This is a genomic window from Aminivibrio pyruvatiphilus, from assembly GCF_004366815.1.
Classification (GTDB): domain Bacteria; phylum Synergistota; class Synergistia; order Synergistales; family Aminobacteriaceae; genus Aminivibrio; species Aminivibrio pyruvatiphilus.
Map to the genome: position 1 here is coordinate 171,477 of NZ_SORI01000003.1, position 22,656 is coordinate 194,132.

General features: G+C 61.9%; 16 protein-coding genes. 9 read left to right on the forward strand and 7 right to left on the reverse strand.

Annotated elements, in window-relative coordinates:
* Positions 1-12: 12 nt before the first annotated feature.
* Positions 13-2,355 carry a type I restriction endonuclease subunit R gene (locus tag C8D99_RS03855; RefSeq protein WP_166669991.1) on the reverse strand — a complete coding sequence of 781 codons (2,343 nt, stop codon included), beginning with the start codon at positions 2,353-2,355 and terminating at the stop codon, positions 13-15.
* Between the two features lie 510 nt (positions 2,356-2,865).
* On the opposite strand from C8D99_RS03855, the gene C8D99_RS03860 reads away from it, so the two are divergent.
* The 9 genes from C8D99_RS03860 to C8D99_RS03900 all read left to right on the forward strand — a co-directional run bounded on the left by C8D99_RS03860 (position 2,866) and on the right by C8D99_RS03900 (position 15,423).
* Positions 2,866-4,122 carry a hypothetical protein gene (locus tag C8D99_RS03860; RefSeq protein WP_133956564.1) on the forward strand — a complete coding sequence of 419 codons (1,257 nt, stop codon included), beginning with the start codon at positions 2,866-2,868 and terminating at the stop codon, positions 4,120-4,122.
* Positions 4,123-4,401: 279 nt separating this feature from the next.
* Positions 4,402-5,787, forward strand: a complete 1,386-nt coding sequence (locus C8D99_RS03865) for a sodium:solute symporter family protein (protein WP_166669992.1) — start codon at positions 4,402-4,404, stop codon at positions 5,785-5,787.
* Between the two features lie 19 nt (positions 5,788-5,806).
* Positions 5,807-7,030 carry a metal-dependent hydrolase family protein gene (locus tag C8D99_RS03870; RefSeq protein WP_133956568.1) on the forward strand — a complete coding sequence of 408 codons (1,224 nt, stop codon included), beginning with the start codon at positions 5,807-5,809 and terminating at the stop codon, positions 7,028-7,030.
* Positions 7,031-7,588: 558 nt separating this feature from the next.
* A complete protein-coding gene (locus tag C8D99_RS03875; protein ID WP_133956570.1) occupies positions 7,589-8,788 on the forward strand; it encodes an aspartate kinase in 1,200 nt (399 codons plus the stop codon).
* Positions 8,779-9,846 (forward strand): homoserine dehydrogenase, encoded by a 1,068-nt coding sequence (locus C8D99_RS03880; protein ID WP_133956572.1) that lies wholly within the window; start codon positions 8,779-8,781, stop codon positions 9,844-9,846. Before C8D99_RS03875 ends, C8D99_RS03880 begins: the two co-directional genes overlap by 10 nt.
* A gap of 32 nt (positions 9,847-9,878) precedes the next feature.
* Positions 9,879-10,358, forward strand: a complete 480-nt coding sequence (locus tag C8D99_RS03885; protein ID WP_133956574.1) for an Lrp/AsnC family transcriptional regulator — start codon at positions 9,879-9,881, stop codon at positions 10,356-10,358.
* A complete protein-coding gene (locus C8D99_RS03890) occupies positions 10,355-10,963 on the forward strand; it encodes a LysE family translocator (RefSeq protein WP_133956576.1) in 609 nt (202 codons plus the stop codon). Before C8D99_RS03885 ends, C8D99_RS03890 begins: the two co-directional genes overlap by 4 nt.
* Positions 10,964-11,104: 141 nt before the next feature.
* Positions 11,105-13,780: a bifunctional diguanylate cyclase/phosphodiesterase gene (locus C8D99_RS03895; protein WP_133956578.1), complete on the forward strand. Its 2,676-nt coding sequence runs from the start codon at positions 11,105-11,107 to the stop codon at positions 13,778-13,780.
* Between the two features lie 14 nt (positions 13,781-13,794).
* Complete coding sequence (locus tag C8D99_RS03900; protein WP_208321067.1) at positions 13,795-15,423, forward strand: bifunctional metallophosphatase/5'-nucleotidase; 1,629 nt, start codon at positions 13,795-13,797, stop codon at positions 15,421-15,423.
* A 202-nt stretch (positions 15,424-15,625) separates the two neighbouring features.
* Here the strand turns inward: C8D99_RS03900 and C8D99_RS03905 are convergent, their stop codons facing one another.
* From C8D99_RS03905 to C8D99_RS03930, 6 genes are all read right to left on the reverse strand, one after another.
* A complete protein-coding gene (locus tag C8D99_RS03905) occupies positions 15,626-17,251 on the reverse strand; it encodes a gamma-glutamyltransferase family protein (RefSeq protein WP_133956582.1) in 1,626 nt (541 codons plus the stop codon).
* A gap of 16 nt (positions 17,252-17,267) precedes the next feature.
* The gene (locus C8D99_RS03910; RefSeq protein WP_133956584.1) at positions 17,268-18,212 is read right to left on the reverse strand and encodes an ABC transporter ATP-binding protein; all 945 of its coding nucleotides are present in this window, start codon (positions 18,210-18,212) and stop codon (positions 17,268-17,270) included.
* Positions 18,205-19,185 carry an ABC transporter ATP-binding protein gene (locus tag C8D99_RS03915; RefSeq protein ID WP_133956586.1) on the reverse strand — a complete coding sequence of 327 codons (981 nt, stop codon included), beginning with the start codon at positions 19,183-19,185 and terminating at the stop codon, positions 18,205-18,207. The genes C8D99_RS03910 and C8D99_RS03915 overlap by 8 nt, the downstream gene beginning before the upstream one ends.
* Positions 19,186-19,204: 19 nt before the next feature.
* The gene (locus C8D99_RS03920; protein ID WP_133956588.1) at positions 19,205-20,110 is read right to left on the reverse strand and encodes an ABC transporter permease; all 906 of its coding nucleotides are present in this window, start codon (positions 20,108-20,110) and stop codon (positions 19,205-19,207) included.
* Between the two features lie 19 nt (positions 20,111-20,129).
* A complete protein-coding gene (nikB, locus tag C8D99_RS03925) occupies positions 20,130-21,065 on the reverse strand; it encodes a nickel ABC transporter permease (RefSeq protein ID WP_133956590.1) in 936 nt (311 codons plus the stop codon).
* A gap of 75 nt (positions 21,066-21,140) precedes the next feature.
* Entirely contained in the window at positions 21,141-22,649 is a 1,509-nt protein-coding gene (locus C8D99_RS03930) for a glutathione ABC transporter substrate-binding protein (protein WP_133956592.1), read from the reverse strand.
* Positions 22,650-22,656: the final 7 nt, after the last annotated feature.

Here is a 22,656-nt window from a genome sequence, read left to right on the forward strand (position 1 = left end):
CCTCGCTTTGTATTATCCTGCAATCAGGGAGTTCAGTTCCTCCACCATTTCCTGAAGCTGTTCCCCTCCGAAGAGCTGCTCCATTCTGGTCCGCCCGCCCCAGAGGGTGAAGGGGGGCTGACTGAAAAGTTCCAGCGATATTGTATCCCCCGACAGAACCCGGGCCTTCAGCAGGCGAAGCATCCGGGCCTGGTCGGGATTGATGCTGCTCGAGTGTTCCGAAACCCAGACATCGAAGGCCTTCTCGATGCGCTCTTCCCGGGTGAGAAAACGTCCGAGTCCCAGAGCTACCCTTACAAAGTCGGAAAGGGAGCCGGTGGGCTGCTCGAAAGCCCGGCGCAGGGTCTCTTCGTTGAAATAGTGCCGGGGGGAGTTGAGGCGTCCGGCGAGGTCTTCCCATTCATCATCGGTCAGTTCCTCCCCGCGGAAGATCTTTTCCACCGCCGGATCGGTCCGCCTGAGTTCCACCACCTTCTGTTCCCACTCATCCCGGTAGGCCGTGCGGTCCATGGCAAGCCCTTCCGGTCCGACGAGAATTATCTCCCGAGAGCGGATTTCGTCAACCAGGGAGCCTCCGCCGATGAGGGTAAAATTATCTTTTCGGCTCTTACCTCCGGGGGTGGCGGCCTCCGGCGGCAGATCACCGCTGTCAGGTTCACCTCCCTCGGCAACACGGGATCCCGGGGCGAAACCGACCTGCTTCGGCTTGCGGTATTCCCCGGCGGGATCGTTGAACCGCTTCGAGTTGCCGACAAAGTCGTAGATGATGAATTCCTCTTTGCCGATCTTCGGGCACAGGCGGCTGCCCCGCCCCCGCATCTGGGCGTATTTGATGTGTGATCCGGTAGGCCGGAGCATGACCAGGTTTTCAATATCCTTCTGGTCATAACCGGTGTCGAGCATGTCCACCGAAACGGCCACCAGGGGGAGCGGATCGTATTTGAACCGGTCGATAACAGGCCTTGGATTGCCGTTGTTGGTATAGCAGGTGATTTTTTCGGCGAACCTCTGGCGTACCTCGGACGGGGAGCGGTTGATCCGGGCCGCGATACGGAGACAGTCTTCATCGGAAAGGAGTCTGTTGAAGAGGTATTCAAGAATCGAGGCCTGTTTTTCCGAAACCGCGAAGACGATGGTCTTGCGGGGCCTGATTTTTGCCCGTTCGGCGTCAGCGGTGAAATACTCCTGGATGATGGTGGTAAGCCGGTCCTCGGACTCGACGTCCCGCCCCCAGGAGCCGGGCTTGATCTCCTCACCCTCCCACTCGGCACCCTCAAAGGTGAGCACGCTTTCGGCGTTGTAGATCCGGTATTTGCTGAGGTATCCGTCGTTTATGCCCCTCTGGATGCCGTATTCGAAGGTGGGCTGCCCCGTTTTTTCAGCAGCGTTCCAGCAGTCGAAGAAGATGTAGGTGTTGCGGATAAGGCGGCGCTCGTGATCGCTTATGAAGCAGAGTTCCCCGGGGTTCGGGGTGGCGGTGAGGCCGATATGAACGGCGTCAAAATGCCCCAAGGTGGCCCGGTGGGTATTGTAGATGGAGCGGTGGCATTCGTCGGTCACCACAAGGTCGAAGTATCCGTGGCCGAAACCGTTGCCTCCAAGCTGGGAGGAAATGGTGTCGAGGGTACCCACGACGATCTGCCCCTCCAGGCTGCGCTTGCCTCCATACAGGATGGTCGTGGGCCAGCCGCCCAGGTATTCGTCGAAGGTTTCCCGGGCCTGCTTGGCCAGCTCGATGCGGTCCGCCAGGAAGAGAACCCGGGAGATAACCGCCGCCTGAAGCCACCGTTTCATCAGCATGGCGATGGTCAGGGTTTTGCCTGTTCCGGTGGCCATCTCGAATAGCATCCGCCGGCGGCCGGAAATCAGGGCTTCATCGGCCTTTTTAAGACATTCGATCTGGTAGGGCCGGGCCTCTATTTCCTCGCCCCGGAAATGGAACCGGTAGGGCATCGGATGCAGCGAAAGACTCTGCCCGAGATCCCCCTTGCGGTGAATCCGGATGTTCGCCCGCCGCTCCAGGTCTGCCCGGCTTGGGAACCCCATTACCGGGCGGGCGTCACCGTCGGTGTAGTCCCAGAAATAGTGCTCCTGGCCGTTGCTCAGCATCACGAAGGGCGCCCGGAGCGACAGTGCATAAGTCCTGGCCTGCTCCTTGGCCGAGTAGGGATCGACGGTAAATCGCTTGGCTTCGAGGACGGCGAGGGGACGGCTCCGGGTATCCTTCAGAAGATAGTCGGCACGCCCATCGGCGGCGGCCTCTTCCGTGGAAACCTGTGCCTTGTCTGCAATATCCCAGCCTGCCTGCTCAAGCAGCCTGTCAATCAATATTCGGGCATCGGCTTCTGTGGTCATTTTTCCCCATTTCCACTCGGCTGTTTTTCCAGGCTGCAGGGACGCTGGAAAGCTCAAGGACACCGCAATTACTCCACCGCCGGGCATTCCGGAAGAAGACGTCACTCAGTCTTTTTTTTCTTTTTCGGGTCAGCCACCTGTCTCTCACATATTGACTCGTCCACCCGATAATATCAAATTCTATCAAGTATAACACCAAGAATCCGAACATTTCGTCAACCTTCTGTTATGAATGTCTACTGCCATTCTCGGATTTCCGGTTGACAGAAACGGAGCGCTCCGTTACCATAATTTTATACAATATTACGCCGAAGCAGGGGGATCCGCCCATGACATCGCACTTTAACGCCGCAGTGTTCAACGCTCTTTTCGTCATAATGATGCGCAGCGACCCTCCTGGAGCCGCAGGCGCCTGATTTTGCGTGCCTTTGAGCTTCAGCCGGGGGGCTTCGGAACATCGAAGGTCCCCGGCTTTTTTATGACTGAAAAAACGACAGGGAGGGATTTTCCATGCAGAATTTCGGATTCCAGATCGGCGAAGATACCGTCCGGCAGCTGAATGCCTTTCTTTCCGACCCGGGGAACGGGGCAATCGGCGACCTGAAAAGAGTCGTGGCCAAATACGGCTCGGTGAGCGAAATCAACGAACGGGCCCGGGAATCGGGAAAGGTGGAAAGCCTGGTCAAAAAGCTGGAGCGGATGAACTCGCCCTACGTGAAGGACCTCGAATGGCTCGCGGAGATCCGTGACGAGGGGAAGCTGGTCTCCCTGTCGGACTACCGGGCACGGGTCAATCCCGGCCGGCCTTCGTGGGACTACGACCATTCCAGGGCGGCGACCCTGGAGATCAGCGCCATGCAGTATTTCCCGTGGCTTCTCGCCGAGGTGCGGCAGTGCGTGGAAAAGGGGGAGGTGCTCCCCGGCAGGTTCATCCGGGTACGGAAGATGAAGGAGCAGGAAGCGGACGGAGGCGACCTTCCCGCCGTGCGTGCCGCCACGAAAATTCTTGGCGCCTCCTGCGTGGAAACCCTGGATACGAAGGGCGTGGACGGGTCGAACATCCACCTCGGCGGGCCCGAGACCATCACAGGCTACTTCGGCGGCATCGGCCAGCCCAACAGCCATCCTCTCCGGTGGGTGGAAGAAGCCCTGTACTACTACGTGAACTACGGCGTGGACGAGGTGCTCAACATCAACCCCGGAACGGTGTTCCTGGGCTACCTGCTCTACCGCATGGGCGTGGACATCCGGTTCAAGATCTCCGTCTTCATGGGGAACGACAACCCCTACGCCGTGCTCTGGACCCTGCTGGCAGCCCGGATGTTCGCCCGGGAGGACGGAAGCACCCCCCTGGCGGGCTTCAACCTGTCCAACTCCATCGACGACGCCCATCTGGCGAAATCCGCGGAGATCCGCAGATCCCTCGGCCTGGAGGACCAGGTGCGGATCGAACACCATATTACGGAGACCTGGAAGAGCATCGTCCGCCAACCCTACAACCGCCGTGACGGACTTCTGGAGCTGGTGAAGACGGTACCCAACATTTCGGCGAAACACGAGGGAGGCAACCCGGAGGACGAGCAGACCCTCGCCCATCCGTCGGATATCCTCGACTACTTCCGGGAGAAGAAGGAGATCGAGTCGTCCGGGGAGATGGACGCCCTGACCCGGAATTACCTGCTGAAGCACAAGGCGGTGAACGACACGGCGGCCGCCCTGACGAAGGCGGGACTGTCCTTCGTGGCGGCGGGAGCCCACAGACTCTAGAAACCGACGGCTATTCGGGGGGGCGGCAGAGTCCGCCCCCTCTTTTTTCCCCTTCCCTGCTTCCGGCCTGTAAATCCTTTCTTTCCTTTTACAATGATCAGAATTGACAGAATCAAATCGATTTTATATGATGCCTTCCGTCATATCCTGACAGCGATCTGTTCATCAGATGACCGGACGGGAGGGCGATACGACGAAGAAAAGCCTGGCACCACCTGCGGAACCATGTTGTGATTCTCACGGGAACTGTTTCGGACAACACGCCGGGAGGTGAAGCACGTGCAGGTAACGTTCGCTTTTTACTGCGTCATAGCCTATCTGCTGGTCATCACAGTCGTCGGAATTTATTACGGGAAAAAGGTCAAAACCCAGGAGGACTATTCCGTGGCGGGGCGGTCCCTTCCGACTCCCATCCTCATCGGAACCCTCATGGCTACCTGGATGGGAGCGGGAACGGTCCTCGGCGGACCCGCCGCAAGCGGATACCAGTACGGCCTCATGGCCGCCATCGCCTTTTCCATGGGGTCCCCGGTGGGCCAGTTCGTCCTCTCCTTCGTCGCGAAGAAGATCCGGCGGATGAACGCCCAGACGGTACCTGAAGTTATCGAGAAGGTCTACGGCAGCCTTGCCCGCGTCCTCGCCACAGTCATCATCATGCTCGCCTACATCGGGATCGTCGCCTACCAGTACAAGGGCGTGGGTCTCATCCTGAACTCCATACTCGGCGTTCCCGAGAACATCGGGACCCTCATCGCCTTCGGCGTCATCGTGGTGACCGCCCTTTTCGGAGGCCTCTACTCGGTGGCCTACACCGACTTTCTGAGCTGCTGCATGATGATGGCCGGCCTCTTCATCGGCGTGCCCATGGCGATCTCCATGGCCGGGGGCTGGAGCTGGGTGGCGGCGAACATCCCTCCGGGACATCTCGGATTCGGCTCCATTTCCTTCCCCCAGCTTCTCGGTTTCTTCTTCCCGGTGTTCTTCTACGTGATGGGCGACCAGAACATGTACCAGCGCTTCTTCGCGGCGAAGGATGAAAAAACGGCCATGCAGAGCGGCATCGGCTGGATGATCGGATGCACGGCCACCTACTTCTTCGTGGCCGCCGCCGCCATCGCCGCCCGGGCCCTCTATCCGAACATCAACGCGGCCCAGTCCTTCGTCCACCTGGCGACCCACGGGATGCCCACCATCATCGGGGGCATCTGCGTGGCGGCCATCACGGCCTTCATCGTGACCACGGCGAACTCGTTCCTTCTCTCCGTGGGAGTGAACATGAGCTGGGACGTCTACGCCCGCTTCGTCAATCCGGATGCGCCCACGGAGAAGAAGCTCTTCGTCTCCAGGGCCAGCGTGCTGGGCCTGGGCATACTGGCCTACGTGGTCATCCAGTATTACCCTGAACTCCTCATCCTCCAGCAGTACACCTACACCATGTACGGCGCCGCCATTACGCCGGCCCTTCTCGCTGCGGTCATGTTCCCCGAGAGGATCACCCCCCTGGGAGGGGTCGTCTCCATCTTCACCGGCGGAGCCGTCACCATCGCATGGGAAACCGCGAAAACCGCGGGCTGGGCCGTGGCGAAAACCTATCCGCCGGTGCTCATTGCGGCTCCCCTTGCCATACTGGCGCTGATCATTTTCAGGAAGAACGGGAAAAAGTAACCATAAGGAGGAAAAAGCAATGAGCCTCATTCTTTTTACCAACGCGACGCTTCTTGACTGTACGGGAAGCGACCCGGTTTTTCCTGCGTGGGTCGTTGCGGAGGACGGTGTCATTCGGGAAGTCGGGACTGGCTCCGCCCCGCACATCGCCGGAGCGGAAAAGACGGACTGCGGGGGAAAAACCCTGATGCCGGGCCTCATCGACGGGCACATGCACGCCTCGCTCTTCACCAACGACCTGGGGGAGCTTCATCGGAAAATCCTTCCCTCGACGGCGTGCTTCAGGGCGGCAAAAATTCTCGAGGATACGCTCATGCAGGGCTTCACCACCGTCCGTGACGCCGGGGGCATCGATGCCGGCTTCCGGGAGGCCCAGAAGCAGGGGCTCATCACCGCCCCGAAAATGCAGGTATGCGGCCGGGCCATCTCCATGACCGGCGGCCATGCGGATCCCCGCCTTCCCACCGAGATAGCTCCTCCCGTCACTGTGGGAATGCTGGGCGTCATCGCCGACGGCGTGGACGAGGTGAGGAAGGCCGCCCGGGAACAGCTCCGCCTGGGGGCCGACTACATCAAGGTCATGGCCGGAGGGGGCTGCGCCAGCGCCGCCGACGAGCCCGACACGGTCCAGTACTCTCCCGAGGAGCTGGCAGCCATCGTCTATGAAGCGAAGGCCGCGGGCAAAACGGTGCTCACCCACAACTACTCCACCCGGAGCATGAAGATGTGCGCCGAGGCGGGAGTTCACAGCATCGAGCACGGCAACTACCTCGACAGGGAGACGGCCCGGATTCTCAGGGAACACGGATGCTGGCTTGTGCCCACCATGGCCACCTACGAGATCATGGCCGCACGGGGGGAGGAGTTCGGCATCCCCTCCTACTTCCTCAGGAAGATGAAGGAAGTGCAGAAGCACTCGGAAAACGCCCTTGCCATCGCCTTCGAGGAGGGACTGAAGATCGGCTCGGGTTCCGACATGGTGGGCTCGGGACAGCCCTTCAAGGCCCTCGAGATCGAACTGAAGGCCCGGGTCATGGGCCCCATGAAGGCCATCCTCTGCACCACCCGGGACAACGCGGAACTTATGGGACTGTCCGACCGGGTGGGGACCATCGAGGCGGGCAAATGCGCCGACTTCATTCTCGTGGACGGAGACCCCCTGAAGGACGTCAGAATTTTCCAGAACAGGGAGAAGATCCTGGCCATCGTCCAGGACGGGAAATTCATCAAGAAAACACTCTGAGGGCTGTTAGAAAGCGCTTCCGGGGGCGGCAGGATCCGCCCCCTCTTTTTTTGCCGCAGTCCCGGGCAGAAAGACTGTCTCCCCGGCTTCCGCCGCCCAAATCCGAAGCTTTTGCTAGCAGAGGGAGTGTCGCTGGGCACAGCGCCCGGACCGAGAAACCGACAAGGATGTCGGTTTCAGGTGCAGTTGTCAAGGACGACAATCTGCACCGGCGGCCCAAGCGAGCACCGGTGACGCTCCCCGCTGCCTGCGGATTTGGGCGCCGCAAATGCACTTGATTTTCTCTCTGCTTTGCTAAAAATGTGAAGTTTTCCCGTTGACAGGGGGCCTTTCGGGGCGTATCATCCTTGTCAATTTCAGCCTGACCGGAAAGGAGACGCCGCCGTGAGCATGAAACCAGCAGTTCCGCATCATCCCGCAGCCTGTGCCATGACGATGACTAGCGGCGACCCTCCTGGAGAGGTCGGCGCCTGATCCGTCGTGCACCGACAGCTTCAGCCGGGGGTCTTCGTACAGAAGGCCCCCGGCTTTTTTTATTCTGCGAAAGGGGGAAAGCCCGTGTGGAACAAGGGAGAAGGCGTAGTGCTCAAGTTCGGGGGAACGTCGGTGGCGAACCCTGAAAGGATCAGGGCCGGGGCAGGCCGGATCGCCGATTTTTTCCGCTCGGGTCTCAGGGTGGCCGTGGTGGTGTCCGCCATGGGAAGCACCACCAACAGCCTGATCGCTCTCTCGGGTGAAACTTCGGGCGGGACGCCGGACAGAAGGGAGCTGGACCAGCTTCTTGCCACGGGGGAGCAGCAGTCGGCGGCCCTTATGGCCATGGAGCTCGGAAGGCAGGGATGCCCTGCGGTTTCCTTCACCGGCGCCCAGGCGGGATTTCTTGCCGAAGGCCCCTGGGGGGAGGGCCGCATCCTGTCCGTGAACCCGGTGCGGGTTGAGGAAGCCTGCGCTTCGGGACGGGTGGCCGTGGTGACGGGCTTCCAGGCGGCTACAGCCTCGGGTGACACCATCACCCTGGGGCGGGGTGGGTCGGACCTTTCGGCCATCGCCCTGGCGGGAGCCCTGGGAGCGGATTCATGCCGCATTTTCACCGACGTGGACGGGGTATTCTCGGCGGATCCCCGGAAGGTCCCCGGGGCGTTGAGGATCGGGCGGATCTCCTGGGAGGAATGCCTCGAAATGACTTTCCTCGGGGCGAAGGTGATGCAGTCCCGGAGCATCGAGATGGCGGAACGGCTGGAGCTGCCCCTGTGGGTGGGCTCCGGCGAAGGGGAGGGAACGTGGATCATGGGAAGAACGGTGGATGAGGCATTTCGGGCGTGTGCTGTGGTGTCGGACGAAAATATCGCCCTTCTTTCAGCGGAGGGATGCGGGAACGGAGGCTGTGACGTGGCGGAGGAGTTTTTCCTGCGGGGCATCCATATTCTGGCCGCCGCGGAACGGGGGTGTCCCTTGTTTTACATCCGCCGGGAGCGGCTGGAGGAAGCGGCGGAGATATGCCGTAGGATGTCGGGGAAATCTCCATCGGTGAACCCCGGTGCGGCGAGGGTCTCCGTGGTGGGGCCCGGGGCGGGAAACCACCCCGAGATCGGCAGGGCCATGCTGAAGGTCCTCGGCCGACTCGGCGCTCCGGCGCACCTTCTGACCTCTTCGGGGCTCTCCGTAAGCTGTTTTGTGGATGAAAAGGACGCGCAGCCCGCTCTCCGGGCCCTGCACGCAGAATTCATCGAAAAGAAAGGGGGATTTCAATGCGCGTAGAAAAAGAATGGGGGCTGTGCTTCGTGGGGTTCGGCAACGTAGGGCAGGGGCTGGCCCGGCTGCTGGTGAAAAAGGAGGAGGAACTCGCCTCCAGGTGGGGCTTTTCCTGCCGCACCCTGGCCGTGGTGGGAAAGACAAAGGGCGCCCTGGTCCGTCCCGAAGGGATCGGCATGGCTGACCTGCTGGCCCGGGTCGGCAGGGGAGAACCCCTGGGCTCTGACTCCGTCTCCCCGGTGGAGGCGGCGCTGCTTCCGGGAGTGGACATGGTGATCGACGTGACCCCCACCAACCTCTCGGACGGAGAGCCGGGGCTGTCGCTCACCCGGGCCGCCCTGGAGGCGGGACGGCACGTGGTCACCTCGGACAAGGGGCCCGTCTCCCTGGCCTTCCCGGAACTGAAGAAACTGGCGGAAGCCCGGGGCTGCAGCTACCGCTTCGAGGGCGCGGTGATGAGCGGGACCCCCTCCCTCAACCTTGCCCTGGAATCCCTGGCGGGCTGCGATGTCCTGGAGGCCAAAGGAATAGTGAACGGCACCACCAACTACATCCTCACCCGCATGGAGGACGGGCTCGAATACGGCGAGGCCCTCCGGGAAGCCATGGAGAAGGGGTATGCGGAGGCCGACCCGTCCGGGGACGTGGACGGGTGGGATGCGGCCGTGAAGGCCCAGATACTTGCCGGGGTGGTGCTCGGATCTCCCCTTTCCCTTGCGTCGGTGGACCGCCGGGGGATCGCGGGGATCACGAAGAAGGACGTGGAGGACGCCCTGGCCCGGGGACACCGGATCAAGCTGGTGGCCAGGGCCTCCTGCAGCGGAGGAACCGTCCGTGCGTCGGTGGCGCCGGAAGAGATCCCTCTTTCCCATCCGCTGGCGGGAGTGACCGGTGCGACAAACGCCCTCACCTTCACCACCGACACCCTCGGCGACGTGACCATCATCGGCCCGGGTGCGGGAAGGGAGGAGACGGGGCAGGCCCTCCTGTCGGACATGCTCGCCATCGCCGCGGGCGCGCGAAAGGAGGAGGAATGCCTAATAAAACAAAGCCATTTCCATTGACTTCCTTTTTATTTTAAGTAAAATAACGAATTATGACGAATAAACAAATTACACTCGACGAAACGGACATCAGGCTGCTGAACGCCCTCTGGAACAGCGGCCGGGCAACCCTTGCCGAATTGGGGAAGGACTGCGGCCTGTCGGCCCCCGGAGTGGCGGACAGGCTCCGCAGGCTGGAGCGGAACGGGGTCATCCTGGGGTACGCCCCCCGGATCGGCCTCGCCGCCGCCGGATTCGGCCTGACGGCCTTCGTGGAGATTACCCTCGGGCATCCTTCCTTCAGGGAAGCGTTCCTTGACCTGGCGGCATCCCTTCCGGAAATTCGGGAATGCCACCACGTAACGGGCAGCTCCGACTACCTGCTGAAGGTGGTCTGCTCAGGCACAGCCCACCTGGAGGAGCTGATCTCCGAGAGGCTGAAGGGATGCCCCGGCGTGGCGGCCAGCAGGACGTCCGTGGTCCTGTCCACTCCCAAGGACCGTCCCGACGCCCCTCTTCCTGACCGGCCATGACTGTTCCCGGCGACGTCCTGCTGTTCTTCCGGGGGGCCATACTGGGCTTTTCCATCGCGGCTCCCGTGGGCCCCATCGGCATCCTCTGCATCCGGCGCACCCTCGAGGGGGGCTTCCGCTCCGGTTTTCTTTCGGGTCTGGGCGCGGCGACCGCCGACGGTCTCTATGGCCTGGCCGCGGCTCTCGGGCTTGCCGCCCTGTCGTCCTTTCTCCTGGAATGGAACGGGCCTCTCCGTACCGGAGGGGGGCTTTTCCTGCTGTATCTCGGCCTTCGGAGTCTCCTGGACCGCTCCGCTCCTCCCGCGGAAGGGCAGCATGCCCGGAGCGCCCCGGGAAAAGGCGACTATTTTTCCACCTTTTTCCTCACCCTCACAAATCCCATGACCATCCTGAGCTTCTCGGCCATCTTCACCGGCCTTGGGCCGGTCCTGTCCCCCTGGGTGCTCGTGGCCGGGGTGTTCTCCGGCTCGGCCTCCTGGTGGCTCATCCTCTGCGGAACCGCCGACAGGCTGGGGACCATGATATCCCCGGCAGCTCTGCTGTGGATCCGCAGGGGATCCGGCATTCTTCTCGCTTCCTTCGGCCTGTCCGTTCTCCTTTTCTGATACACCCCAGGTGATCCGGAAAGGGTTTTTTGCATTTTCCTCTTTTTTCCAGTGAACAAAATGGACGAAAGTCTTTCCCTCACTCTTTTTCAAGGTATACTACTTTTAAATTGGCGATAAATTTACTTTTGAGAGGCCGCCATGTCCTTGCGGAAAAAGGTGTTTCTGTACATCCTGGTCACCATTCTGTTCCTGATCCTGCTGATGAGCCTCACCTCCAACTTTCTGGCCATGAAGGCTTTTGAAGGCGTGGAGCGGCGGTTTTTCGAGCAGGATATGGCCCGCGTGCGCAGCAGGCTGGCCGAAGAGCTCCACATCGTCGGCAGATATGCCTTCGACTGGGGGGCCTGGGACAGCATGTACTTGTTCATGGAGAGAAAGGAACCCTCCCGCTTCCAGGAAATGCTCGACCCCATGAGCCTCCGGGCTCTCGGTCTCGACATCCTCGCCGTGGTCGATACGGACCTCTCGCCGGTCGTGGCCTACTCCGTCACCGAGACGGGGGGAGAGAAAAAGCTTTCCCCGGAAACCATCGCCGGTTTGAAGGCCCTGGCGCCGGATCTTCTGAAAGCCGCTTCGGACGGCTACCTCAGGGACATCCTCTTGCTCGGGGATGATCTGTACCTGGCGGGAGTCAGCCCCATCCTCCTCACAAACCACATGGGCCCTTCCAGGGGCTTTCTTCTCACTGGGTCGGCCCTGAAGAAAAAAATACCCGAGATCGCGGCGAGCCTGGGAACCGACTTTTCAGTCGTTCCGGCTCCCGGGGCCGCCCCCGCAGAGGGAAGTGTCGAGATAACGACCGATTCTTCAGGCATGGCGACGGTGCGGCAGCGCTGGCAGAAATTCCTGGACCAGGCGCCTCCCCTGGAAATACGGCTCACCGAACCGAGGGAAATCTACACCGAGGGACGGCGGGCGATTTTTCACTCCTACCTCTGGATTTTCCTGAGCGGGGGCGGCATCCTCTTGGTGGTCATGGTCCTGATGGATTCCCTCGTGCTGCGCCGGCTGGACAGCCTTCGCTCCGTTTCCGACAGGATCGTCAGCGGCGGAGGCATCGGTATCCGGGTGCCCGTCTCGGGAGACGACGAAATCTCGGTCCTGTCGTCCTCCTTCAATACCCTCCTCGATACTCTCGAAAACCTCGTGGCCGAGATTCCCGACCCCCTGTTCATCTGCGATCCCGACGGCCGGATTCTCACGGCCAACAGGGAGGCCCACCGCGTCCTTGCTCTCGGGAAGCCGGGGGAACTCTCAGGCAAGGACGTCTCTTCGATCCTGAAGCCTGCGGAGAACCCGAAAGAAACGGGGGAGGATTCCAGGACCGGCGTTATATTCAGCAGCGCCGACATGTTCGAGGCGACCTTCGAACGACGGGACGGCACATGCCTTCCGGTGGAGATCAGGAGACAGGAGATCCGGTACGGAAAACGGACTCTCGTCCTCCTCCTCGCGCGGGACCTCACCGAGAGAAAAGGCTTTGAACAGCGCCTCGCCAGGAAGGCCTATTTCGACGACCTTACCGGTCTCCCGAACCGCTCCGCCTTCATCGAGGACCTGAACAGGGCCCTGAAGGGCGGGGAAGGTTCCGGAGAGGTTCTCTGTGCCGCCTCGCTCAACCTCGACCGGTTCAAGCTCGTCAACGAGCAGGTTGGGAACGTCAACGGGGACAGGATCCTGCTTATCATCGGCCGAAGGCTCGAGGAGACCATAGGGGAGGACGCCCGGCTCTACCGCACGGGCGGGGACGAATTTTCCATCCTGACCCCTCTGCCTGCTCCTCCGCGGCTCAGGGAGGAGGCCGAAAAACTCATGGACAGTATCCACAAGTCCGTGGGAGTTCCCTGCCCCGTGGGGAGCGACACCATATTCCCCAGTGTGAGCATCGGCGCCGTTCCGGACATTTCCCGGTGCACCTCCCCTTCGGATGTGATCAACCGCGCCCACCAGGCCCTGAAGGAGGCCAAGAGGGCCGGCCTGGGTTTCACCTCCTACCAGTACGGCGACAATGAAGACTCTGTTCCCGAGACGGTGAACATCCTCCGCCTGAGCGCCGAAATGCACTCCGGGCTGGAGAAGGGAGAGTTCATCCCCTTCTACCAGCCCATCTACTCCGTCTCCGACGGCTCCATCGCCGGCTTTGAAACCCTTGCCCGCTGGATGCACCCTGCCAGGGGACTCCTTCCCCCGTCCGAATTCATTCCCATGGCGGAGCACACCGGTTTTGTGGGGAAAATCGACCTGAACATGATGGAGCACGCCCTTGGAGCCTCAGAGGTGATGCGGAGGCTCACCCCCTCCGCCCCGCCCTTCTTCTCGTCCAACGGGTCTCCCCTTTTCTTCCGGATGCCCTACACCGAGGAGATCCTGGAGACCTTCCTGAACAGGACGGGAGCCGATCCGGCTCTCTTTACCCTGGAAGTCACCGAGAGCCTGCTGATCGAAAATCTCGGGGAGGTGTCCCGGAAGCTGCACCGGCTGAAGGAAATGGGAATCAGCATTGCCCTCGACGATTTCGGCACCGGCTACTCGTCCCTCCAGTACATCAACCAGCTCCCCTTCGACTACGTGAAGCTGGACAAATCCTTCGTCGCCAGGCTTTTCGACTCCGAGAAGGACATGCGCCTTCTCCGGACGATCATCAACATGGCCGGTGAACTCAGGCTGGAGGTCATCGCCGAGGGTGTGGAAACCCGGGAACAGCTTGATTGGCTCACCGGGGCGGGGTGCGGGAAAGTGCAGGGGTACCTGTTTTCGAAGCCCGTTCCCTGGGAGAACGTGAAAAAAATGATGGGAGGTGAAGAAGGACTGTGATGCGGTACGGAAAAATGATTCGTTTCCCTGCGCTCCTTCTTTCGGCGGCTCTCCTTCTTCTTCCCGCTCCTGCCCCGGCGGCGGGATCAACCGCTCGGGTACCCGTACTCTTTCTGGGGGATCTCCACAGCCAGATCCTGCCCGTCTCCCTGAAGGCGAACAAGACCACGGTCCTCTTCGGCGGGCTGGTCAACGGCGCATCTCTCCTGGCAAAGGAGCGGGCGGCGGAACCTTCTGCCCTCATACTCCAGGGAGGGGACGCCGTCTCGGGCATCATGTGGCTTCATTTTGCCGGGGAGCCCGAGTTCACCACCCTGGAAGCCGCAGGTGTACAGGCCTTCCTCCTGGGAAACCATGAGTTCAACTACGGCCCGGACCACCTGAAAAAGGGGCTGGGAAGGACGTCCATGTCCGCCCTGGCATCAAATCTGTATTTTGACGATCAGGATCTGGCGGAACGGGTTTCCAGATACGTGATCCTGGATTCGGCGAAGACGAAAGTGGGGGTCTTCGGCATCGCCTCCCCCAATCTCTTCGCCCAGGCGAGTCCGGGGCCGGGAGTGCACCTCAACCGGAACGTGGAAGCCGTCTCCGTCAAGATGGTCCAGGAACTCCGAGAAAAAGGAGCGGAAGTCGTCATCGCCCTCAGCCGGCTTTCCAGAAAAGAGAACAAACGCCTCGCGGAGTCGGTGGAAGGGATCCACGCCATTCTCGGGGGCTCGTCCCACGAAGAGACCCCGGAACCTCTTTTCGTCCGGGGACCGAACGGATGGGAAACCCTTCTGGCGGAATCGGGCGCCTACGGAGCCTTCATCGGAAAACTGCTGCTCGACGTAAGGAACGGCCGGATCAGCAGGCAGGGGACGTCATGGAATCTCCTCCGGGTCACTCCCGAAGCCGGAAGCCATAAGGAAGTGGAGCGCATCGCCAGGACCTTCGAGGGCAGACTGAACGAAGCGCTGATTTCCACGGTGGGGATCTTCGAAAACAATGCCGACGGCAGGTCTCTCACGGTGAGGTCGGGAGAAAGCTCCCTTGGGAACTTCATCGCCGACGCCCTGCGGTGGCGGTTCAATACGCACATCGCCATGATCAATGGCGGAGGCGTCCGGGGAGACAGGATTTTCCCCGCGGGGAAGGTATCATGGAAGACGCTGCTGGAGATACTCCCCTTCAACAACCCCATCCATGTCGTCTCCCTGAAGGGAACGCAGATCCGGCAGATCCTCGAACTGTCCGCCGGGGCCCTGAAAGGCGGACCGGACGACCAGTACGACCCGAACACCCGTCCCCACACCGGGGCGTTCCTCCAGCTCTCCGGCTTGCGGGTGGAATACTCTCTCCGGGGCATTCCTTCCCTCGTGGACGCAAACGGCGGACTGATCCGTTGGGGGAACCGGCTTCGGAGCGTGTCCGTCCTCAGCGGCGAAGAGTGGGTTCCCCTGGAGGACGACAGGGTATACACCGTGGCGGTGAATTCCTGGACCGCCGGGGGAGGCGACAGGCTCTTCGTCTTTGCGGAAGGAACGGCGGAAAAAACGGACATCAGGGACATCGACGCCGTGGCGGAATATCTCATGAGCAGGAAGGACACGCAGGTCCGCTTCGAAAAGGACGGGAGGATCACCATCAGCGATTTCTGAGGAAAAACAGGTCCTCCCTTCCGGGGATGCTTCGCGATCCGGCTTCGCCGTTGGGAATGACAAAACGCGAGATCCCTCGCATCCGCTCGGGATGACAAACCCCGAGTCGTCCTGAGCGAAAGCGAAGGACCTGGTTTTTGCTGGTGCAACCAGGTCCTTCGTTACTGTGCTCCTCAGTATGACAGCGTTTCCGCTTCCGGTCCTACCAGACCGCCGCGCAGCCGTCGGTCCGCGACTCCGTCGCGCCGCCCAGGGTTCCCTCGGGCGTCCGCCAGATGATCTCTCCCCTGCCGAAAGAATTGGACTCCAGCTCGAACTTCATGGCGTGTCCCCTCCGGGCGAGGCTCTGGGCTATGGCCGGCGAGAAACCGGGCTCCACGGAAACGTTCATGCCGCCCATCCACTGCCACCGGGGGGCGTCCAGGGCCTGCTGGGGGTTCATCTCGAAGTCCACGGTGTTCATCACCACCTGGACGTGCCCCTGGGGCTGCATGAAGCCGCCCATGACGCCGAAGGGACCCACGGGAACGCCGTCCTTCGTGAGGAACGCCGGGATGATGGTGTTGTAGGGGCGCTTTCCCGGCTCGAGCATGTTGGGGTGTCCCTTCTGCAGGGAGAAGCAGTGTCCCCGGTTGTTCAGGGCGATGCCCGTCTCCGGGATGACCACGCCCGAACCGAAACCCATGTAGTTGCTCTGGATGTAGGAGATCATGTTTCCCTCGCCGTCGGCGGCGCAGAGGTAGACTGTGCCTCCGGGCATGGGATTTCCGGCCTTCCTGTCCTCAGCCTCCTCGCCCAGCAGTGCCCTCCTGGCGTCGGCATAGGCATCGTCAAGAAGCTCCTTCACAGGAACGGCGGCGAAGCGGGTGTCCGCCACGTACCGGTGGGCATCTGCGAACCCCATCTTGATGGCCTCGATCTGCCGGTGCACCGTGAGGGGGTCGTCGTGGGACGAAAACCGGAAGCCCCTGAGGATGGAGAGGGCGATAAGGGCCACGATGCCCTGCCCGTTGGGGGGAATTTCCCAGACGTCGTATCCCCTGTAGTTCACGCTGATGGGCTCCACCCACTCGGGGCGGAAGGATCCCAGGTCGCCGGCCGAGAAGTACCCGCCGGTTTTTTGGGCGGCGGCCACGATTCTGTCTGCGATCTCACCCTCGTAAAAGGCTCGGGCGTCCGTGGCCCCGATGAGTTCCAGGGTCCGGGCGTGGGCTTCTGAGGACCAGACCTCTCCGGCCCGGGGGGCCAGGCCGGAGGGAGCGAAGGTATCGAACCAGGCCTTGAATTCCTCTCCCTTCTCCCGGGCGTACTTTCTGTAGGCGAGTTCCCAGTGGTGGGCCGTGGTGACCGAGACGGCGTGGCCGTTCCGGGCGAGGAACACGGCTGGGGCGAGATTTTCGGCCAGGGAGAGCTTTCCCGCCGTCTTCGTCAGTTCAGCCCATGCGGCGGGGGCGCCGGGAACCGTGGCGGGCGTCCAGCCGTAGGGGGGCAGGTGCCCGTCCGACGAGGGGGCGGTCCATCCCTTCGCGTCGGCCACGTCCAGAGAAAGGGCCCGGGGGATGGGCCCGCTGGAGTTGAATCCCCTGAGTTTTCCGTCCTTCCAGAGGATGGCGAAGGCGTCGCTGCCGATGCCGTTGGCCGTAGGCTCCACCACCGTCAGGGCCGCCGCGGTGGCCACGATGGCGTCCACGGCGTTGCCGCCCTTCTTCAGCACATCGAGTCCCGCCTGGGCCGCCAGGGGGTGGGACGCGCAGACCATTCCCCGGGAGGCGTACATCATGTTCCGCCTCGAGGGATAGGGGTAATAATGGGGATCGTATTTCACCATGACTGTGTCCTCCTTCTCATTTCACCTTGTGGCAGGCCACGAAATGGCCGCCGCCCCTGTCCGTCAGGGGAGGTTCCTCCCTGGAACAGATGTCCATCTTCCAGGGGCAGCGGGTATGGAACCTGCACCCGGACGGGGGGTTGATGGGGCTGGGAACCCCTCCGCTGAGGATGAACCGCTCACGCTTCCGGTTGAGCTTCGGAATGGGCACCGCCGCGAGCAGGGCCTGGGAATAGGGATGGAGTGTGTTGCTGAAAAGTTCCAGCGAAGGCGACGATTCCACGATCTTCCCGAGGTACATGACCGCGATGCGGTTGCTGATGTGCTTCACCACCGACAGGTCGTGGGAGACGAAGAGATAGGTGAGCTTCATGGTCTCCTGGAGCTCCTTCAGCAGGTTGAGTATCTGGGCCTGGATAGACACGTCGAGGGCCGAGACGGGCTCGTCGCAGACGATGAAACTGGGCGACAGGGAGAGCGCCCGGGCGATGCCCACCCTCTGGCGCCTGCCGCCGTCGAGCTCGTGGGGGTACTTGTAGAAGAGGCGGGGGCTCAGGCCGACTTTTTCCATGAGAGCGTCCACCATTTCCTCCCGCTCACGCTTCGACCCCATGCCGAAAATCTCCAGGGGCTTGCCGATGGTCTCCCCGATGCTCTTTCTCGGGTCGAGGGAGGAGAAGGGGTCCTGGAAGATGATCTGCATTTCCTTCCGCATGTCGTGGAGGGTCTTTTTGTCCGCCGAGGCGATGTCCCGGCCGCGGTAGAGGATCCGGCCGGACGTGGCCTCGATGAGCCGGATGAGGAGCCGGCCCGTGGTGGACTTGCCGCAGCCCGACTCGCCCACGAGGCCGAGGGTCTCCCCTTCCCTGATGGCGAAGGACACGTCGTCCACGGCGTGGACGTTTCCCGCCGCCACGGGGAAGTACTTGACCAGGTTTTCGACCTTGATGAGATCAGGCATGAGCGGCACCCCCCTTCCCGTAGAGATGGCACATCACCCTGTGCCCGCCGTCGTCCAGCACGCCGGGAACGACGGTCCGGCAGACGTCCATGCACTGGGGGCACCGGGGATGGAAGGGGCACCCCGACGGCAGGTCCAAGGGATCGGGCATGAGGCCTTCGATGGGCCGTATTTTCGACGTCTCCTCCTCGATGTCCGGAATGCACCGGAACAGGCCGAGGGTGTAGGGGTGCCGGGCGTTGCCGAAGATCTGTTCCAGGGAGCCCGTCTCCACGATCCTGCCGGCGTACATCACCGCCACATGGTCGCAGACTTCCCCCACCACACCGAGGTCGTGGGTGATCATGATCATGGCGGTGGAAAACTCCTCCTTGAGGCTCCGCATGAGGTCCAGCACCTGGGCCTGGATGGTCACGTCCAGGGCTGTGGTGGGCTCGTCGGCGATGATGAGCCCGGGGTTGCAGGCCAGCGCCATGGCGATGACCACCCGCTGGCGCATGCCGCCGCTGAATTCATGGGGGTATTCCCGGTACCGCTGACCCGGGATCTGCACCTTTTCCAGCATCTCCATGGCCTTTTTCTCCGCCTCCGCCTCCGACAGATTCTGGTGGGCCACCAGGGCTTCGGAAATCTGGATTCCCACCGTCACCACGGGGTTCAGGGATGTCATGGGGTCCTGGAAGATCATGGAGATGTGGTTGCCCCGGATCTTCTTCATCTCCTTCTCCGAAAAGGAGAGGAGGTTTTTTCCGGCGAAATTGACGCTGCCGCTGGTGATGATGCCCGGAGGGGACGGGACAAGGCCCATGATCGACAGGGCGGTGGTGGTTTTCCCCGCGCCACTCTCCCCCACGAGGCCGAGGGTCCTGCCCGCTTCGAGGGAGAACTCCACGCCGTTCACGGCGGCCACCGTTCCTTCGTAGGTTTTGTAAATGACGTTCAGATCTGCTACTTCCAGCAAGGGACCATTCATGAAAAAACCTCCCGGCGGACTACTGGCGGAGCTTGGGATCCAGCGAATCCCGAAGCCCGTCGCCGAAAATGTTCAGGGCGAGCACCACCACGGAGATGGCCAGCCCCGGAAAAAAGGTGAGATAGGGAGCGTTCCGGAGGAACTGCCGTCCCGAGCTCAGCATGGAGCCCCACTCCGCCGTGGGGGGCTGGATGCCGAGGCCGAGGAAGGAGAGGGCCGCCGCCGAAAGGATGGCCTGGGCCACTCCCAGAGTGCTCTGCACGATGATGGGTGCCATGCAGTTGGGGAGGATGTTCTCCAGGATGATCCTGGCGTCGCTCGCTCCCACCGCCCTGGCCGCCTCCACGTACTCCTGCCCCCGGACGGTGAGGGCCGATGCCCGGACCACCCTGGCGTACCGGGGAAGCTGGCTGATCCCCACGGCGATCATGAGGTTCAGCAGACTCGTTCCCAGGGCGCCCACGATGGCAATGGCCAGGATGATCTGGGGTATGGCCAGGAGCACGTCCATGCACCGCATGATGAAATTGTCGAGCCGTCCGCCGTAGTAGCCGCCTATGGCCCCGAGGATGCCGCCGAACACGGCGCCGATTCCCACGGCGACGAAGCCGACATAGAGGGAGATCCTGCTGCCGTAGATGATCCGGCTCAGCATGTCCCGGCCGAAGTTATCCGTCCCCAGGGGGTGTTCCGACGACGGTCCCTGGAGGCGCATTTTGATGTTCGTCTGGTTCGGGTCGTAGGGGGCCAGGACGGGGGCGAGGACCGCCACCACCACCAGCAGGATGACCACCGACATTCCCACGACGGCGGCCTTGTTGCGCCGCAGGCGCCGCCAGACTTCCCACCAGGGGCTCCGGCGCTTCTCCCTTTCCTTCGTCTGGACGGAAGAGGGAGCAAACAGGGTACCGTTTCCGTTATTCATGACGTTATCCCCCTCTCCGTCATTTCGCCGCCCGGTACTGGGCCTTGATCCGCGGGTCCAGCACTGCGTAGAGCAGGTCAACCAGAAGGTTCACGATCCCCACGCAGAGGGCGAAGAACAGCACGCCCCCCTGCACCACAGGGTAGTCCTGGGCGCGGATGGCGTCCACGATAAGCCTCCCGAGGCCCGGAATGGAGAAGATGGTCTCGGTGATGACCACGCCGCCGAGCTGGTGGCCGAAATATATCCCCGCTATGGTCACCACGGGAATCAGCACGTTGCCGAGAATATGCCTGGTGAGCACCAGCCGGTCGGAAATGCCCTTTGCCCGGGCGGTGCGGACGTAGTCCTGGCGGATAACCTCGAGCATACTGGACCGGGTCATCCTGGCGATGACCGCCATGGTCTGGATTCCGAGGACGATGGTAGGCATGATGAGGTTCTTCCATGAATCGAAGCCCGACGAAGGAAGGACGGGAATGTAGATGGAGAGCAGCAGCATGAGCATCAGGCCGACCCAGAAATTCGGTATGGAAAAGCCCACCAGGGCGAAGAAACTGCATAAGGCGTCCACCCAGGTGTTTTGTTTCAATGCCGCCAGGATTCCCAGCGGCAGGCCAATGACGATGGCAAAGATCATGCCCAGCACCGCGAGAGTGAGGGTGGCGGGAAACCGTTCCATTATCTCGTCCACCACCGGGGCGTTGCTCTTTATGGACCGCCCGAGATCGCCCTTGAGGGCGTTGGTGAGAAAAATGCCGTACTGCACGTATAAAGGCTTGGTGAGTCCGAGCTGTTCCCTCAGGTTGGAAATTTCTTCCTGGGTGGCGCTCGGGCCGAGCATGACCTCGGCAGGGTCTCCCGGCGCCAGGTGGACAATGGAGAAGATCACCACCGAAACGCCCAGCAGCACCGGGATAAGGAACATGAGCCTCTTGAGAAAATAACGAAGCATGGATCCTGTCCTCCGAAAAATGAAGTCCGACGGACCGCGTTGTGGGGCGGCCCGCCGGCGTTCTGTCGATTGGGGTTACTCGGCGAGGGTGACGGAATACAGGGGGCTGATCATGTTGGGGTAGAGCTTGAACCCCTTGACCTTGCTCGTGGACGCTCCCAGCAGCTCCTGGCTGATCATGAAGACCAGGGGGCATTCCTCGACGATGAGTTCCTGGGCCTCGGCATATACTTTCTTCCTGGCTTCCTGGTCGAGAGTGGCGGTGCCTTTCTCGAGAAGGGCGTCGAGGGCTTCGTTCTTGTAGCGGAACCGGTTGGAGGAGCCGATGTTGGCCGAGTGGTAGACAGGGGTCAGTCCGCCGTCGGCGTCGCCCGTGCCGGTCCAGCCGAGCATGAAGCCGCCGCCGATGCCCTTGGCGGAGGTGGAGAGCAGGGCGCTCCACTCCATGAGCTCTATCTGGGCGCGGATGCCCACTTCGGCGAGGTAGGCCTGGATGAGCTCGGCGGCGCTGCGCCGCTCGGTCCGGTTGTCGGAGTAGATGGTCATGTCAAAGCCGTCGGCGTAGCCGGCCTTCTTCAGAAGCTCCCGGGCCTTCTCGGGGTTGTAGGCGTAGGCCTCCTTCCTCTCGGGGTCGAATCCCCAGATCACCGGGGAGAGGGGACCTCTGGAGGGAGCCGCGTAGCCGAAGTACACGGCGTCCACTATGCCCTGCTTGTCCACGGCATAGTTCATGGCCTGGCGAACGAGCTTGTCGCCCAGGGGCTTCACTTCCGTGTTCAGGCCCATGTACAGGGTGGACATGGCGGGAACCTTGTAAGTGAGGTACTTGTCGTTTTTTTCGATGTTCTCGAACTCCTGGTAGGGGAAGTTTCCGGGGATGACGTCGATGCCGCCGGATTCGAGCTCCACGAGACGGGTGGCGTCCTCGGGGATGCCCCGGTAGATCACCGTGTCAATGGCGGCAGCCCCCCGGAAGTAGTCGGGGTTCTTCACCAGGACCACCTTGTCGCCCCGGGACCAGCTCTCAAACTTGAAGGGCCCCGTGCCGACGGCGGCCTTGCTGCCGTAGTCCGCGCCCGCGGCCGCCACGGCCTTCTCGCAGAGAATGGAGGTCTCGTAGCGGGTCAGGCTCATGAGCATGGGGGCGAAGGGGCGCTTCGTGACGATCTTCACAGTATAATCGTCCACTGCTTCCACGGAGGCCACTTCCTTCAGGTGAGTGGCTCCGGGAGAGGCCGTCTTCGGGTCCCGGATCCTCTCGACGGTGTACTTCACGTCGGCGGCGGTGAAAGGCTCGCCGTTGTGGAACTTCACACCCTTGCGGAGGTGGAAGATCCACGTGAGGTCATCGGGGTTTTCCCACTTTTCTGCAAGGTCGGGAACGATCTCCATGTTCTCGTTCACCTGCACCAGGTTGCTGTAGATCTGGCGGATGACGTTCGCCGAGTAAATGTCGCTCACTTTGTGGGGGTCGAGGCTCGACACGTCGGCCACCTGGGCGAGCCGCAGTTCCGCCGCCATGGCGGGCAGGCAGAACGCCAGGGCAAGAACGAGGGCGAGTGCTGCTGTTCTGAACTTGTTCATTTCCTTT

Coding starts and splice junctions, on each gene's coding strand:
- C8D99_RS03855 (WP_166669991.1), bottom strand. CDS start 2,355: ATGACCACAGAAGCCGATGCCCGAATATTGATTGACAGGCTGCTTGAG.
- C8D99_RS03860 (WP_133956564.1), top strand. CDS start 2,866: ATGCAGAATTTCGGATTCCAGATCGGCGAAGATACCGTCCGGCAGCTG.
- C8D99_RS03870 (WP_133956568.1), top strand. CDS start 5,807: ATGAGCCTCATTCTTTTTACCAACGCGACGCTTCTTGACTGTACGGGA.
- C8D99_RS03880 (WP_133956572.1), top strand. CDS start 8,779: ATGCGCGTAGAAAAAGAATGGGGGCTGTGCTTCGTGGGGTTCGGCAAC.
- C8D99_RS03885 (WP_133956574.1), top strand. CDS start 9,879: ATGACGAATAAACAAATTACACTCGACGAAACGGACATCAGGCTGCTG.
- C8D99_RS03890 (WP_133956576.1), top strand. CDS start 10,355: ATGACTGTTCCCGGCGACGTCCTGCTGTTCTTCCGGGGGGCCATACTG.
- C8D99_RS03895 (WP_133956578.1), top strand. CDS start 11,105: ATGTCCTTGCGGAAAAAGGTGTTTCTGTACATCCTGGTCACCATTCTG.
- C8D99_RS03900 (WP_208321067.1), top strand. CDS start 13,795: ATGATTCGTTTCCCTGCGCTCCTTCTTTCGGCGGCTCTCCTTCTTCTT.
- C8D99_RS03905 (WP_133956582.1), bottom strand. CDS start 17,251: ATGGTGAAATACGATCCCCATTATTACCCCTATCCCTCGAGGCGGAAC.
- C8D99_RS03910 (WP_133956584.1), bottom strand. CDS start 18,212: ATGCCTGATCTCATCAAGGTCGAAAACCTGGTCAAGTACTTCCCCGTG.
- C8D99_RS03915 (WP_133956586.1), bottom strand. CDS start 19,185: ATGAATGGTCCCTTGCTGGAAGTAGCAGATCTGAACGTCATTTACAAA.
- C8D99_RS03920 (WP_133956588.1), bottom strand. CDS start 20,110: ATGAATAACGGAAACGGTACCCTGTTTGCTCCCTCTTCCGTCCAGACG.
- nikB (WP_133956590.1), bottom strand. CDS start 21,065: ATGCTTCGTTATTTTCTCAAGAGGCTCATGTTCCTTATCCCGGTGCTG.
- C8D99_RS03930 (WP_133956592.1), bottom strand. CDS start 22,649: ATGAACAAGTTCAGAACAGCAGCACTCGCCCTCGTTCTTGCCCTGGCG.